This is a genomic window from Rhizobium sp. L51/94 (assembly GCF_019355555.1).
GTDB classification, from domain to species: domain Bacteria; phylum Pseudomonadota; class Alphaproteobacteria; order Rhizobiales; family Rhizobiaceae; genus Rhizobium; species Rhizobium rhododendri.
The window spans coordinates 133364-148909 of the sequence record NZ_CP072142.1 but is presented as its reverse complement, the minus strand read 5'-3'; the positions used below and the strand labels follow the sequence as shown (position 1 = coordinate 148909).

The 15546-nt window shown below is 59.1% G+C and carries 11 protein-coding genes, 1 tRNA gene and 1 pseudogene; 10 read left to right on the top strand and 3 right to left on the bottom strand.

Annotated elements, in window-relative coordinates; translation table 11 throughout:
• Window positions 1-96: 96 nt before the first annotated feature.
• Together J5274_RS18760 and J5274_RS18755 are read right to left on the bottom strand one after the other, a co-directional pair.
• Window positions 97-735, bottom strand: a complete 639-nt coding sequence (locus J5274_RS18760) for a response regulator transcription factor (protein WP_219275472.1) — start codon at window positions 733-735, stop codon at window positions 97-99.
• Window positions 732-1733 (bottom strand): sensor histidine kinase, encoded by a 1002-nt coding sequence (locus J5274_RS18755; protein ID WP_257625711.1) that lies wholly within the window; start codon window positions 1731-1733, stop codon window positions 732-734. The genes J5274_RS18760 and J5274_RS18755 overlap by 4 nt, the downstream gene beginning before the upstream one ends.
• A gap of 575 nt (window positions 1734-2308) precedes the next feature.
• Here J5274_RS18755 and J5274_RS18750 point away from each other — a divergent pair.
• The 7 genes from J5274_RS18750 (at window position 2309) to J5274_RS18720 (ending at window position 14330) form a co-directional block, all read left to right on the top strand.
• A complete protein-coding gene (locus tag J5274_RS18750; RefSeq protein WP_209187903.1) occupies window positions 2309-4042 on the top strand; it encodes an ABC transporter permease subunit in 1734 nt (577 codons plus the stop codon).
• Window positions 4043-4071: 29 nt separating this feature from the next.
• On the top strand, window positions 4072-5382 hold the full coding sequence (locus tag J5274_RS18745) for an AAA-associated domain-containing protein (protein ID WP_209187902.1): 1311 nt from the start codon (window positions 4072-4074) through the stop codon (window positions 5380-5382).
• A gap of 228 nt (window positions 5383-5610) precedes the next feature.
• Window positions 5611-7800, top strand: coding sequence for a catalase/peroxidase HPI (katG, locus tag J5274_RS18740; protein ID WP_219275470.1), 2190 nt, complete (start codon window positions 5611-5613; stop codon window positions 7798-7800).
• 1031 nt (window positions 7801-8831) lie between these two features.
• Complete coding sequence (locus J5274_RS18735; RefSeq protein ID WP_219275469.1) at window positions 8832-11459, top strand: glucosidase; 2628 nt, start codon at window positions 8832-8834, stop codon at window positions 11457-11459.
• A 231-nt stretch (window positions 11460-11690) separates the two neighbouring features.
• Complete coding sequence (locus tag J5274_RS18730) at window positions 11691-12539, top strand: outer membrane protein (RefSeq protein WP_143123218.1); 849 nt, start codon at window positions 11691-11693, stop codon at window positions 12537-12539.
• Window positions 12540-12789: 250 nt separating this feature from the next.
• On the top strand, window positions 12790-13593 hold the full coding sequence (locus J5274_RS18725; RefSeq protein WP_219275468.1) for an outer membrane protein: 804 nt from the start codon (window positions 12790-12792) through the stop codon (window positions 13591-13593).
• Window positions 13594-14259: 666 nt separating this feature from the next.
• Window positions 14260-14330, top strand: a tRNA-Met gene (locus J5274_RS18720).
• 21 nt (window positions 14331-14351) lie between these two features.
• Here the strand turns inward: J5274_RS18720 and J5274_RS29385 are convergent.
• A complete protein-coding gene (locus tag J5274_RS29385) occupies window positions 14352-14564 on the bottom strand; it encodes a DUF6719 family protein (RefSeq protein WP_374108590.1) in 213 nt (70 codons plus the stop codon).
• Window positions 14565-14919: 355 nt separating this feature from the next.
• Between J5274_RS29385 and J5274_RS28870 the strand changes: the two genes are divergently transcribed.
• From J5274_RS28870 to J5274_RS29285, 3 genes and pseudogenes are all read left to right on the top strand, one after another.
• A complete protein-coding gene (locus tag J5274_RS28870; RefSeq protein WP_307877648.1) occupies window positions 14920-15171 on the top strand; it encodes a putative metallopeptidase in 252 nt (83 codons plus the stop codon).
• Between the two features lie 3 nt (window positions 15172-15174).
• Window positions 15175-15393: a putative metallopeptidase gene (locus J5274_RS28865; RefSeq protein WP_244615462.1), complete on the top strand. Its 219-nt coding sequence runs from the start codon at window positions 15175-15177 to the stop codon at window positions 15391-15393.
• Window positions 15314-15508: pseudogene (locus J5274_RS29285) on the top strand (hypothetical protein); the annotation flags it as partial. The gene J5274_RS28865 and the pseudogene J5274_RS29285, both read left to right, overlap by 80 nt.
• Between the last annotated feature and the right edge of the window lie 38 nt (window positions 15509-15546).

Below are 15546 nucleotides of genomic sequence, written 5' to 3'. Positions count from 1 at the left end.
CAGGTCTTGCCGAAAGCTTGCCCGCTGCGGCCAAATCTGCCGATCGACGCCGCTGTTCAGGCCAATGGTTTCGACAGGGCCTCTATCCGCCAGAGGTCAGCTGCGGAGTTTCAGTTTGTCCCAGATCCTCACGAGGTCGGTCACGGACTTGACGTTCATCTTGCGCATGAGCTGGCCACGTCGCACCTTGACGGTGATTTCGCTGACCCCGAGCTGCCCGGCGATCTGTTTGTTGAGCAAGCCCTTAACGACCAGTTCCATGACAGCCTGCTCCGACGTGGTGAGGCTCTGCCAGAGCTCGCGCAGTTTTGCCGATACGATTTCCTCTTTTCGCTGCAGACGGTGTCTGTCTATGCCCAGCTGGATCGCATCAAGGAGGTCCTGATCGCGAAAGGGTTTCGTCAGGAACTCGATGGCCCCGTTCTTCATCGCCTTGACCGACATGGCGATATCGCCGTGTCCGGTGATGAAAATCACGGGCAGCGTAATTCCCATAGCCGTCATGCGTTGCTGGAATTCAAGGCCGCTTTGCCCGGGCATTCGAACGTCGAGGACGAGACAGCCAGGCGCGTCTGCTATCGGTGCGCTCAGAAATTCGTGTACGGAACCATAGGTCGAGACCGCCAGCCCCACGGATGCAAGCAGATCCTCCAGTGCGGTGCGCACGGATACGTCATCGTCGACCACATAGACGACCGGATCGTCCAAAATATCAATCTGGCCAAGCCCGGTCATGATTGATCGTCCTGCGCTGCCGGCAGGCTGAACTGGACGGTGGTGCCCATGCGCGGCGCTGATGTCACCGAGATGCGTCCGCCATGCGCTTCGATGATGGAACGACTTATGGAGAGGCCGATGCCCATGCCGCTTTCCTTGGTCGTCCAGAACGCCTCGAACAGATGATCGATTGTCGATTGCTTCATTCCGATGCCGGAATCGGCAACGATAAAGGTGGCGCCTGTCGCATCGTCATAGGACGAGGAGATGGCCAGCTCCCTTTTGAAGCTCGGGACATCGGTCATCGCTTCGATGGCATTCAGCAGCAAATTGCTGATCACTTGCTGTATCTGGATTTTGTCTGCCATGACCATTGCCATGTCTTGCGCAAGATCGAGCCGCAGTACGACGCTGTTGCGCTCGATCTCGTGACGGGCCATTTCGATTGCTTCCGCTGCGGCCGCGTTGAGGTCGAAGCTTTCCCGATGGGGCACGTCGTTTTTCGCCAGCCCTCTCACCCGCACGATGACGTCGCTGGCGCGCTTGGCATCACCGACAATTCGCTCGGCCGCCTGCCGCGCTCTGTCGAGATTGGGCGGCGAATGGTCCAGCCAGCGGCGGCACGCATCGGCGCTGGTCGTCACTGCGGCGAGCGGCTGGTTGATCTCATGGGCGATCGAAGCCGTCAATTCTCCCAGCCGTGTCAGACGTGCCATCCGGCCGAACTGCTCCTGCGCGTCATAGACTGCGGCTTGGGCAGCGACAGTCTTGAGGCCCAGATAGGTTGTGATGCCGATGGCGCATGCGCTGATGCCGCAGTTGAACAGTCCGGCCTCGAAAGACCCATGCCCGGTCAGGAGCAGGCTAACGACAGTCAGGCAAATGCAGAGGACTGCGAGCGCGATAACCCCCCGTGTCGAGAGAAATCCGATGGCGATCAGGATGACTGCAATATAAAAAACCGCAAAGGCGATTTCGAAGTCTGTCACCGTGTCGGCTATAAAGATCGATATCATCAGCAAGACGATGAACGCCGCCCTCAAACGTGGCCTTTTCTGCTGTTTCAAAAATATAGCGTGCATCATTGTCCGGCAGCCATGCCCAATTGTTCGCCCTATTATCGCGGCATTCTTCGTCGCTTAACGCTCAAGCCTTCAGAAAATCTCATGAATGCCGGGCGTGTGAAAAAGCGCGCGCCCTTTCACGCTCAGTAGACCACTTGTGTCCGATCGAACAGCCAGTGGTCAGATCAATTCTGCCGGATATACCATGGTATAGGGTTCCTATGCCTAAGCGTCGCCCCGCTAACCTCAATTCGGATGGCCCGGGCAGGCAAGCTATTCTATGTGTCATCCGTCCCGGTTGGGCGCGTCGAAAGCCCTGCATTCGTGCAGCAGACAAGGTTCGAGCCGTTTTCCCCGCAGTATGCGGTCGTCGGACCCGGGGGATGACAGCGATGTGATCTTCCGGGCAAGCATGCCGTCTTTCTGCAACCAACCTCGGATGGTCGCTCGACCGTCTGGCGATCGCAGTGGCTGCAACTGCCGCTTTTGGACGTTCAACGCATTGGCTCTCGAAACAGGAGCGACCCATGAAATTGCAGAAACTTGCGCCGCTCGCCATTCGCCGGTCGTTGATGCCCAGCCATTGGGATGTCATGGCGCTGCTCCTCGTCATTGGTGCCATCGTGCTCTTCGCCTATGGCGCAAGGGTGACGACAGTTCCGCTTTCGGCGCTCGACGTCGCGCCACTCTCGCTCGATCCCGCCAACCTGCCGATCTATGCCCTGCGCACTATTTTGCGGATGCTGCTGGCAATCGTGTTCTCGCTGGCCTTCACCTTCGTCTATGCCGCACTTGCTGCCAAAAGCCGACGGGCAGAGATGGTGCTGATCCCGATCCTCGACATCCTGCAATCGGTTCCGATCCTGGGCTTCCTGACCTTCACCGTGACGTTTTTCCTCAATCTCTTTCCCGGAAGTGTGCTCGGCGCCGAACTTGCCTGCGTGTTTGCGATCTTCACCAGCCAGGCCTGGAACATGACCTTCAGTCTCTATCAGTCCATGCGCAACCAGCCCAAGGATCTGGAAGAGGTTGCACGCGGTTTCCACCTGAGCGGATGGCAGCGCTTCTGGCGTCTCGACGTGCCATTTGCCATGCCGGGGCTCGTCTGGAACACCATGATGTCGATGTCCGGCGGCTGGTTTTTCGTCGTTGCCTCGGAGGCGATCACGGTCGGCAACACCACGATAACCCTGCCCGGAATAGGGTCCTATGTGGCGCTGGCCATCAAGCAGCAGAACATCATGGCGATATTCTATGCCGTCATCGCCATGCTTTGCGTCATCGTGCTCTATGACCAGCTGATGTTCCGGCCGCTGGTAGCTTGGGCCGACAAGTTTCGTTTCGAAACGACGACCTCGGGCGTCGCGCCGACATCCTGGATGCTCGACCTGTTAAGCAAGTCACGCGTCACGCGCATTGCCATGGCTCCCTTTCGCTGGATGTCGCGGCAGGTGTGGAATGTTCGCCTGCCCAACCTGGTGCCGGTTGGCTCGAAGGCGAGGGGCGTTGCACGATCGCGCGCGGTAGACTGGATCTGGATCGCTACCATCGTCGCTGCAGCAGCCTGGGGAGGCTTTCTCAGCCTAGACTATCTGCGCGCCAACATCGGTTGGTCGGATGTGGCGACCGCCGTTCTATATGGTTCGATCACGCTCCTGCGCGTCGTTGTCCTGATGACCATCGCTACTCTCATCTGGGTGCCGATCGGCGTATGGATCGGTCTCCGCCCTAAACTTGCCGAAAAGGTGCAGCCGCTGGCACAGTTTCTGGCAGCTTTCCCCGCCAACATCGCTTTCCCCGTCTTCGTGGTGGTGATCGTCCGGTTCGGGCTCAACGCCAACATCTGGCTGAGCCCGCTGATGATCCTCGGCACGCAGTGGTATATCCTGTTCAACGTTATCGCCGGCGCCAGCGCCTTTCCGAGCGATCTCAAGGAGGCCGCCCGCAGCTTCCACATTTCCGGCTGGCGCTGGTGGATCAAAGTCATCCTGCCCGGTGTCTTCCCCTACTACATCACCGGTGCCATTACGGCCTCCGGCGGGTCCTGGAACGCCAGCATCGTTGCCGAGGTCGCCAGCTGGGGCGATACCCAGCTGACGACCCCCGGCCTCGGTTCCTACATCGCCAATGCCACCGTGAACGGCGATTTCCCGCGTGTCGTCCTCGGCATTGTCGTGATGTGCACCTTTGTCACCCTGTTCAACCGCCTGCTCTGGAGGCCGCTCTACGCCTTCGGCGAACGCCACCTGCGGCTCGGCTGATACACCTCCTATCGTAAGGGACAAATCCTATGCTCGACCAAACCGCCAAGGCGTCGCTGATCGATATCCGCAAGGTCTGCCGCTCGTTCCCCAAGGCCAACGGCAATGATGTCGTCGTTCTCGACAATGTCGACGTGACCATCTCCCAAGGCGAGATCGTCGGACTGCTCGGCCGCTCCGGCTCCGGCAAATCGACGCTGCTGCGCATCATCGCGGGGCTGCTTCCGCCCTCGTCCGGCGAGGCCACGTATCGCGGCAACCCGATCGCCGGGCCACCCATGGGTATCTCGATGGTGTTCCAGTCCTTTGCGCTCTTTCCCTGGCTGACCGTGCTGCAGAATGTCGAGCTTGGCCTCGAGGCGAAGGGTGTCGACCGGGCGGAACGGCGATCGCTGGCCTTGGCTGCCATCGACCTGATCGGCCTCGACGGCTTCGAGAATGCCTATCCGAAGGAGTTGTCCGGCGGCATGCGCCAGCGCGTCGGCTTTGCGCGGGCGCTTGTCGTCCATCCGGACCTTCTTTTGATGGACGAGCCGTTCTCCGCACTCGACGTCCTCACCGCCGAGACATTGCGCACGGACATGATCGATCTCTGGATCGAGGGCCGGCTGCCCATCAAGTCGGTGTTGATGGTGACCCACAATATCGAGGAGGCCGTCCTCATGTGCGACCGCATCCTGGTGTTCTCGTCGAACCCCGGCCGGGTCGCCCGCGAGGTCAAAATCGACCTGATGCACCCGAGGAACCGCCTCGATCCGGCGTTCCGACAGCTGGTCGACAGTATCTATGCGCTGATGACCCAGAGAGCCGAGCCGCGAGCAACCGAAATGGAGGGCATTCCGGGAACCGGGATGGGCATGGTGCTCGAACCGGTGTCGACCAATATCCTGTCCGGACTGATAGAGGCGCTGGCAGGGGCACCCTATCACGGGCGGGCAGACCTTCCCGTTCTTGCAGAAACCCTGCAGCTCGAGGCGGATGAGCTCTTTCATCTCGGCGAAGCCCTGCAACTCTTGCGCTTTGCCCACCTCAGCGAAGGCGACCTCGTGCTCACCGAAGCCGGAACCAAATTCGCCCACCTCGCCACCGACGCCCGCAAGAGGCTCTTCGCCGAACATCTGGTCACCTACGTGCCGCTGATGGGCCTCATCAGGCGCGTGCTCGACGAACGCACCACCCACACAGCCCCGGCCGCCCGTTTCCGAAACGAGCTTGAAGACTATATGACGGCCTCTCGCGCAGACGAAACCCTCAGGACCATCGTTTCATGGGCAAGGTATGCAGAGCTGTTTGCCTACGACGAACGCAATGAGATGTTCAGCCTTGAAGATCCGGAGTGAAAAAATGGCATTCCGCCAAGTGCGCAAGTGTGACATTGATCATAACCTCAGCCTATCGCGACGATCAATAAATCCAACTTAAATTTATCGCGGTGTTGCGCTAAGTTCCGCCCCGACAGACGGGAACAGTCTTTTGAAAATTTCGGGTTTCATGCGGAATTTTCATACGAGCCCAAACTGTTGAAATTCGATGCTCCAACGCGGGCGCATTTTTTCGAGGAGAAAATCATGGACCATGAACCAGCCAGCGCTCAGGGCGCAAAATGTCCCGTAGCGCATGCGCCGGCGCCGAAAAGGCGCTCTAACCGCGATTGGTGGCCCAACCAGTTGGACGTCCAGATCCTTCACCACGGTGCCGGCCGCGCCGATCCTCTCGGCAAGGATTTCAACTACGCCGAAGAATTCAAGACACTCGATCTTGCCGCTGTGAAGGCTGATCTTCACGCGTTGATGACGGACAGCCAGGATTGGTGGCCCGCTGATTTCGGCCACTATGGCGGTCTTTTCATCCGCTTGGCCTGGCATAGCGCCGGCACCTATCGGATTACCGATGGCCGCGGCGGCGCCGGCGCCGGCCAGCAGCGTTTCGCGCCTCTGAACAGCTGGCCGGACAACGTCAATCTCGACAAGGCCCGACGTCTGATTTGGCCGATAAAGCAGAAGTACGGCAACAAGCTTTCCTGGGCAGATCTCTATATTCTGACCGGAAACGTGGCGCTCGAATCCATGGGCTTCAAGACCTTTGGTTTTGCCGGTGGCCGCGCCGATGTGTGGGAGCCTGAGGAACTGTTCTGGGGGCCGGAGGGCTCGTGGCTCGGCGACGAGCGCTACAGTGGAGAGCGGGAGCTGGCCGAGCCGCTGGGCGCGGTACAGATGGGCCTGATCTACGTCAATCCCGAAGGTCCGAACGGTAATCCCGATGCGCTTGCCTCCGCCCGTGACATCCGCGAAACCTTTGCCAGGATGGCAATGAATGACGAGGAAACCGTCGCACTGATCGCAGGTGGCCATACCTTTGGCAAAACCCACGGTGCAGGCGATCCTTCCTTCGTCGGCATCGACCCGGAAGGCGGCGAACTCGAGGCCCAGGGGCTTGGCTGGACCAGCAAGTTCAACACCGGCGTCGGTGCCGACGCGATCGGTAGCGGCCTCGAAGTCATCTGGACGCAGACGCCGACACAGTGGAGCAACCACTATTTCGAGAACCTGTTCGGTTTCGAATGGGAGCTGACCACAAGTCCGGCCGGTGCCAAGCAATGGGTCGCAAAGAACGCCGAAGCCTCAATCCCGGACCCGTTCGATCCGTCGAAAAAGCGTCTTCCGACCATGCTGACCAGCGATCTGGCGCTGCGTGTCGATCCTGCCTACGAGAAAATCTCCCGGCGCTTCCTGGAAAACCCCGCTGAGTTCGCCGATGCGTTTGCCCGGGCCTGGTTTAAGCTCACCCATCGTGACATGGGACCGAAGATCCGCTACCTCGGGCCGGAAGTTCCGGCGGAAGATCTGATCTGGCAGGACGTTATTCCAGCCGTGGACCACGTTTTGGTGGATGACGCAGACATCGCCAGCCTGAAGGCCAAGGTGCTTGCCTCTGGTCTTACTGTTCAGGAACTTGCATCGACCGCCTGGGCTTCCGCCTCGACATTCCGCGGCTCTGACAAGCGCGGCGGTGCCAACGGCGCCCGCATCCGGCTTGCGCCGCAAAAAGACTGGGAGGTGAACCAGCCGGCGCAGCTGGCGAAGGTTTTGGCAGTTTTGGAGGGCATCAAAGCCGACTTCGACAGGGCTCAGTCGGGTGGTAAAAAGATCTCTCTGGCGGATCTGATCGTCCTTGCAGGCTCTGCCGGTATCGAAAAGGCTGCCAAGGCAGGTGGTCACGATATCACAGTCCCCTTTACCCCCGGCCGCATGGACGCATCGCAGGAGCAGACGGATGCGGCCTCCTTCGCGGCGCTGCGACCACGCGCTGACGGCTTCCGCAATTATATCGCCGGCCGGCAATATATGAGGCCGGAAGAAGCACTGGTCGATCGTTCGCAACTGCTGACGCTGACCGCACCAGAGATGGCGCTTCTGGTTGGCGGGCTTCGGGTTCTCAAGGTGGGACAGCCGGAACATGGCGTGTTCACCGACAGACCGGAGACCTTGACCAACGACTTCTTCATCAACCTTCTCGACATGAACACGGTGTGGTCACCTGTCGAGGGTTCGGAAGGCGTATACGAAGGTCGGGACCGCAAGACGGGCGCACGGCGTTGGACGGGAACGCGTGTGGATCTGATTTTTGGTTCTCATTCGCAGCTCCGGGCGATTTGCGAAGTCTATGCGCAGTCCGATTCCGCCGAAAAATTCCTGCGGGACTTCGTCGCCGCCTGGACGCGGGTCATGAACGCAGACCGTTTCGATCTCAAGAAATAATAGCTGCGTATTCGTCTACCACGAAGGGGAAGGGCCACCGAGGCCTTTCCCCTTTGCGCTTTATGATGCGGTCGAGAGACACTTTGAACTGCCCGCGTCACATCATTTTGTTCCAGCATGACCTGCTCGGTCCGAAATCCGCACAGCGTTTTAGAAACAACATCACCGCGTCATCGCGAACACCGTCGATGATGCAGTTGTTCGCCGGCCGGCCACCTTCCCTTGTCGGACCGACACACCGCAGGGGACCGCTCCCGCAGACCCGTTGCAAGGCAGTGCAGCGCATTCCCAAGAACGCGGCATCCTCGGGGAAGGGAACCGTTTGTTCATAACGGGATCGAACCCTAATTTGCCCTGAACAGAGAACCCCAGGCCGATAGACAGTTCCCAAGACGAGCACAGCTATGCGCACTTGTCACACCCGCCGCCGAAATGCTGCCAACGACGCTTCACACACTGCAAGATCGGCTTTACCTGCTTGAGATTGCAGAGAGGCGTGACACACGGCGTGACAGTGCTCATTCACTCCCATTAAGCTGTGGAGAACGCCTTGCTGGTGGCACGCTATTTGTTAATATGCGAACATTCGTATGAGACATCCCATATAGAGCCTCCCATGCACCAGCGCCGGCTTGAAAAATTCTACCAGGCCAATCCAAGAGGTCTGAAGTCGGCTGCGGGCGAAGCGTCGGCTTCCGTGACCGGTACGGGCTGCCAGGACCCGGGTTTTGTCGGTGGATTGGATTCCCAGCTGACCGTTGAACAGGAGCGGCGGTTGCCGGTCTCACCAGGCAGTTCCCAGTAGGCAAATCCCTGACCGGCATGTTTATCGGACAGTCCCGAGCGGACCGGATTTTTTCATGATAGGTCTTCGGTAGCGCATGATTGCCGACATTGCGCCGTGTGTTAAAGATCGGCTCACCCACTCATGCTCGCTTGACGTATCCCACAGAGGGCTTACGGATCTGATCCGGCCTTGATGCAAACCAACGACCGCCCGTGCGGCTCGTTTCCTGTGCGGTGTGTAAGTGATGACGACTGTCGATAATGCGGTGCTGGCCACGGCTGAAGGCCAACGACTGCAGGAGATCAAGCGCGGTGTTGCCTGGCGGCGATGGGGCCCATATGTGTCCGAGCGTCAGTGGGGAACGGTTCGCGAAGACTACAGCGCCGACGGCGATGCCTGGAATTTCTTTCCGTTCGATCACGCCCGAAGCCGCGCCTACCGCTGGGGGGAGGACGGGCTTGCGGGCTTCTGCGACGAGAGCATGCGCTGGTGTCTGGGGCTGGCACTCTGGAACGGCAAGGACTCGATCCTCAAGGAGAGGCTGTTCGGGCTTGCAAACGCCGAAGGCAACCACGGCGAGGACGTCAAGGAAGTCTATCACTACGTCGACGCGACGCCGACCCATTCCTACCAGAAGATGATCTATCGCTATCCACAGGCGGCTTTCCCCTACGGACAACTCCGCTCCGAGAACGCCAAACGAACGCGGCTCGATCCGGAGTTCGAAATTGCCGATACCGGAATCTTTGCCGAGGGGCGTTATTTCGACGTGAGCATCGAATACGCGAAGGCGGGGCCAGACGACATCCTGATGCATATCGTCGTGGAAAATGCGTCGGATGAGGCTGCTGTGCTTCATCTGCTGCCACAGCTCTGGGCGCGCAACACCTGGTCCTGGTCGGACGATCCAAAGCGTCCGCGGCTGGAGGCGCAGGCGAATGGCGACGTGCTTGCCACCCGGACGGCTAAGAAGACGTGGCGCCTCAGCGTCGACCAGCCCTGCGAACTGTTGTTCTGCGAAAACGACACCAATTCGCCGTTCCTTTTCGGCTCTGAGGCCAGCGGGCGTTTCAAGGATGGGATCAACGATTTCGTCGTCTCCGGTGTCCAATCGTCCGTCGATCGCCAGAGCGGCAGCAAGGTCGCGGCACGACAGATCTTCGAGGTGCCGGCAAAGGGCAGGGTCTCCATGCGCCTTCGCTGGCGGGAGGACGGGCTTTCACCCGAGCCCTTCGGCGATTTTGACGCAATCGTCGAACTCCGGCGGCAGGAGGCGGATGCCTTCTATGACGCGGTGCAAAAGGATATTGCCCCGCAATCTGCCCGGGCGGTGCACCGCCAGGCCATTGCCGGACTGCTGTGGTCGAAGCAGTTTTATTTTCTCGATGTTCCCTGCTGGCTCGACGGCGATCCCAATCTTCCGCCACCGCCCGCAGAGCGTCGCAAGGCGCGCAACGCTGACTGGCGCCATCTTAACAATGCCGACATCATCCTGATGCCGGATGCCTGGGAATATCCTTGGTATGCCGCCTGGGATCTGGCTTTCCATTGTCTGCCGATGGCGCTGGTCGATCCGGATTTTGCCAAGCAGCAGCTGTTGCTGCTCACCCGCGACTGGTTCATGCATCCGTCCGGGCAGTTGCCGGCCTACGAGTGGAATTTCTCCGACGTCAATCCGCCGGTGCAGGCCTGGGCGGCCTTACAGGTCTATGAAATCGACCGCAAGCTGACCGGCATCGACGATATCTCGTTCCTCGAGCGCATCATGCACAAGCTGATGCTCAATTTTACCTGGTGGGTAAACCGCAAGGACTCGGACGGCCGCAATCTCTTTCAAGGCGGTTTCCTCGGGCTCGACAACATCAGCCCGTTCAACCGCTCGGAGGCGCTGCCTGACAATATGGTCCTCGATCAGGCCGACGGCACCGCCTGGATGGCGATGTATGCGCTCAACCTGATGAAGATCGCCATCGAGCTGGCGTTGAGCGATCCTGTCTATGAGGACATGGCGAGCAAGTACTTCGAGCATTTCCTGCTGATCGCCGGCGCCGTTGCGGATATTGGCGAAACCGGCGAGGGGCTGTGGAACGAGGAGGACGGCTTCTTCTATGACATGCTGCGCCACACGGACGGATCCTCTGTCCCGATCCGCATCCAGTCGCTGGTCGGCCTCATTCCGATCTTTGCCGTCGAAGTGCTGGACAACGATATTTTCGACAAGCTGCCGTCCTTTGCTGCCCGCTCGCGCTGGCTGCTGCAAAACAGGCCGAAACTTGCCTCCCTGGTTTCGCGCTGGACGGAGCACGGCGAGGGGGAGAGCCACCTTCTGTCGTTGCTGCGCGGTCATCGCTTGAAGGGGCTGCTCAGGCATATGCTCGATGAAAAAGAGTTTCTCTCCGATTTCGGCGTTCGATCCCTGTCGAAAATCTATGGGTCCAACCCTTACCGTTTCCAGGCAAAAGGCATTTCCATCGAGGTGCCCTATACGCCGGGGGAGGCGGAGAGCGGTCTCTTCGGTGGCAATTCGAATTGGAGGGGGCCGGTGTGGATGCCGGTCAATTTCCTCTTCATCGACGCGCTGCGTAAATTTCATAGCTATTTCGGGCCAGACTTCCTGGTGGAATGCCCAACCGGGTCAGGCGTTTTCATGAGCCTGGACGGGGTCGCCGACGAGCTGAGCAAGCGCCTTGCCCGATTGTTCGTACCCGAAGCGGAGAGCGGCGCTACACCCGCAGGCGACTCTATCCTGGGCTATCAGTTATTTTACGAATACTTCCATGGCGATACGGGCCGGGGGCTGGGCGCCTCACACCAGACCGGATGGACGGCGCTGATTGCCAACCTCATCTCCACGACCGGGCAAGCCCGATGAAAATAGCCGACGAACGACCGTTCGTCGTTCGCCGGCAAAAGGCGAAAAGATATTCTCGACAATCGGAAAAGTTTTGAATTTCCGGTGACAGGCGTTCGCTTCACTCAGCTTGGTAGCCGGGCAACAGGGCTTTTAATCGGCCCTTAACCATTTAATTGCATGATCCGCTTCATGAACTCCGTTTTGGTATGCGCAAACACGCCAGCGGCTAGACAAATTTGGGAGCCGAACATGATGAAAAGCTTGATTGGGGCTATTGCCTTGGCCCTGGCTGCGACGACGGCATTCTCTGCCGATCTCTATCAGCCGGAACAGGCCCCGCCGCCGGAAGTTGCCGTTGCGCAATCGAGCGGCTGGTATTTGCGCGGCGATGTCGGCTACGCCTTCAGCGACCTGCGCGGAGCCAACTATTTCCAGGGCTCGAACAGCAACATGCAGGACTTCGATTCTGCCAAACTCGATGACAGCTTCACGCTCGGTGGTGGCGTCGGCTACCAGATCAACGATTACCTGCGCACAGACGCGACGGTCGACTACCTGTTCAAGTCGGACTTCAAGGGCTCGACAAAGGGCGATTGCGGCGGTTGCGGACCGGATTTCTCGGCCGTTGCCGCGACGTCACGTGACCGCTCTTCTCTGACTGCCGTGAGCTTGCTTGCCAACGCCTATGTCGACATCGGCCACTACGGCGCCTTCACGCCTTACGTCGGCGGCGGTCTCGGTGGCACCTATATCAAGTGGGACAAGCTCCACAACACGTCTTGCTCGGATGCCGATTCGTCCTCCTGCGACGAAACCGTAACCCATAACGGCCGTGGTAGCTGGCGCTTCACCTACGCGCTGATGGCCGGTACCGCGATCGACCTGACCTGCAATCTGAAGGCCGATGTCGGCTATCGCTTCCGCCACATCGAAGGCGGCGACATGTTCGGCTTTGCCGAAAATGGTGGTCCTGGCTACGACAAGGGTCTGAACCTGCACGAAGCCCGCATCGGTGCGCGCTACAACTTCGGTGGCTGCCAGACGGCCAGCTACATGCCTCCGGCCGAAATCCCGGTCGCCCCGGCTGTCTACAAGTAAACAACTATCTTGATCGTCGAACGCAAAAGCCGCCCGGTCGCTCCGGGCGGCTTTTGCGTTGTCGGCGCCGGCGACCATCCACTGATACCAATCGGCAACAGGCTTGTCTTCGCGACGACGAAGCAAGGCCGATTAAACCTTCATTAACCACGAATTCCCTATGGTTAATGAAATCAAAACGGTTGGCAGATTCGCCTTGGCGCGCGTCTGGCTGGAATGCGGGCCTTGTGCCCGGTGGGGAGTGCTTGCGATGATCCGCTTCGATGCTTTGGCAGCGGCCGTGGTGATGACTGTAGCGGCGGCGGGTGGCGCCTTTGGCGGTGATATGCCCCCCGAGATCACAGTGCCCGAGGTCAGCGTCAAGGAGGCGCAAGGGTTTTACGGCCGTGTCGATCTCGGCTATGCGGTGCAAACCAGCCTGCACGGTACCCGGCTGCGCAGCTATGACGCCAGCAGCGACGGTTACGACAGCGAGCGTTTCGACAAGACCCGCTTTGGCGGCAACGATGTCACCGGTGGCCTTGGCGTCGGTTATCAGTTCAACGATCTCTTTCGTGCCGATGTCACGGGCGACCTGTTCCGCGGCGATTTCAGCGGCAGGTTTTCGACGGCTTCACCCTGTGCTGGTGGGGCAGGGGGAGCCGGATGTACCGGCAAGACCTCCGCATCCTTCAAGGCGGGCAGTCTGCTCGCCAATGCCTATGTCGATCTCGGAACGGTGGCCGGTTTCACCCCCTATGTCGGGGGAGGCGTCGGTGCAACCCGGGTAAGCTGGGGCGATGTCCGAATGACGAGCGCCTGCGTCGGCTGTGCCAGCGATGTCGCTTCGAGCGCGCGCTGCTCCGGCGATGCCGACTGGCGCTTCACCTATGCATTGATGGCAGGCCTTGCCTATCAGCTCTCACCGAACGTCAAGCTCGATCTCGGCTACCGCTACAGCCATGTGGCGGGAGGCGACATGTTCGGCTCTTCCGCCGCCAATACGGCCGCCGGTGCCACTGGCGCCATGGCCCGCCAGGAAATCCGCGTCGGATTGCGCGTCACCACCTGGTAGCCTTTATCAGGTCGCTGCCGCGGCAAAAGATCCTCTCGTCACGACAGCCATCTTGACTTGGGCCGTGTCCCCCTTGACCCACAGCGGCGGGCCACCCTTCCCCAACGAAGGAACGTTTTGTAAACACTAACCATCTGTTTTAGCGGACATAAACACTTTTTCTTTACGCTGGCGGCATGTGAGCTGAGGGGCTGTAGAGCTCGGAGCGCAGGGTATGACTAAGCAAGACGAAGAAGAATTCGCTCTCGCTGTGCGCAAGCTTCCACAGTCGGTATCTGCTTCACCAATGGAGATTGTTCCCCATGGTGCGGAGGCATCGCCGGCACTGTGACCTTTGGCATGAAGGCATGCGTCGAATGTGAAAAGCAATATGTGTTCGGTCACCCGGACTGGCACCCTGGCAAAGACCCTATCAGCTGGGCGCCTTTCCCTTTCTCCGAATTTATCGCTTTGGGCAGTGGAACCTCATTCATTCCAGACTCCACCCGAACAAGCGCCTTCTCGAAATCGAGTTCCAGCCGACCGAAGAATCGCTTGGTATGTGTGCCGAAGGGATTATAGGCAGCGGTGATTTGATTTGGGATGTGCAGTGCGGATTTCGCCGGTCCCGCAGAGCGAGCTTCACGGCTCCCCGTTCAGCATCCCATCCAAAATTCTCGTTCACGTCGGGTAGAGCAGCCTGGTCGCTCGTCAGGCCCATAACTTGGAGGCCGCAGGTTCAAGTCCTGCCAGCTTAAGCAAATGTTTTAGGTGACGTCCTACTTGTGGACAACGCATTCGTGCTTTCTAGGTATACCTTCCCGATGATTGCCACCGGTGACCTTGGCAATCTGCCCATGCGGGCATTTGCCATCGTCTGTATAGACGACTTCACCGGCCCTTAAGTTGCCGGTACTTGGCGCATTTCTAGCGACAAACGAAGATCCTGTTGAAATTATCAGTGCGAGCAACAGCACAAAACGAAGCGGCATCGCAGGCCTCTATTTTTATTTGGGCGCGGCGCGGGTTTGCGCGGCATCCACAGTAACACACGCATGCGATCGGCAGTCAATCTAAAGCTAGCAGAAGACTTACAAAATGCACAAGGCCTCGATCGGTGTTTGCTTAGTCGTTGCTATCGCGTTTGTGGCGTTCGGCGTGTTGATGCTTCTGGGCCGCGCTCGTTACCAGCCGCTAGGCCGCTTTATATGGAAGACACTGTGACAGTCAGCCCGTATCCACCCAAAAGCCTGGCTGCCGTCGACAATCCCGTCACCTTCATTCCGGCCCCTGATATTGCCGAATGGGTAGTGGCGCCAATCTTCAACGAAGCCTCGCGCGTCCACAATCCGGATCACGATCATCTGGCCGACGTCGTCGAGAACTCACGCAAAGGGGAAACGTGTCATCGGTCAATGCGAAGAGGGAAAGCCTCAGAGCGTCATGGGCAAGTGGTCCCGTGCTCGCGCCGAGCAGGTCATGGAATGGTTTGGGCAGATACCAGACTTCATCATCACGCTTGCTGCCAGCTATTGTGCCCAATGTGGCGACGCCAAACTGATGGCGCTTGTCGAGCACGAGCTTTATCCTGCAGCTTAAGATTTGGACGACTTCGGCCAGCCAAAGTTCAATAAGCAGACAGGCCGCCTAGTCTACATCATTCGAGGCCACGACGCAGAACAGTTCATCGGCGTTCTCGGCGGCTATGGAGCAGATGCTTCCGGCGTTCGCGAGATAATCAATGCAACCAACCGGCCGCCTGAGATTGCCCGAGCCCATATCGACCACGCATGCGGCACATGCAATCTGCGCGTGGCCTGAAACTGGATGGCGTCTTGATATTCCCATGAGCAAAGCAAAACTCACCCGCGAGCAGCAAACCTATGTGGCGCAGGCGCTCGCCTCCTTCGACGCGCTATCCTTAGTTGCCGCTGTTCTAAAGAGAGACTTTGGTATCGTCTTTTCGCCTCAGGC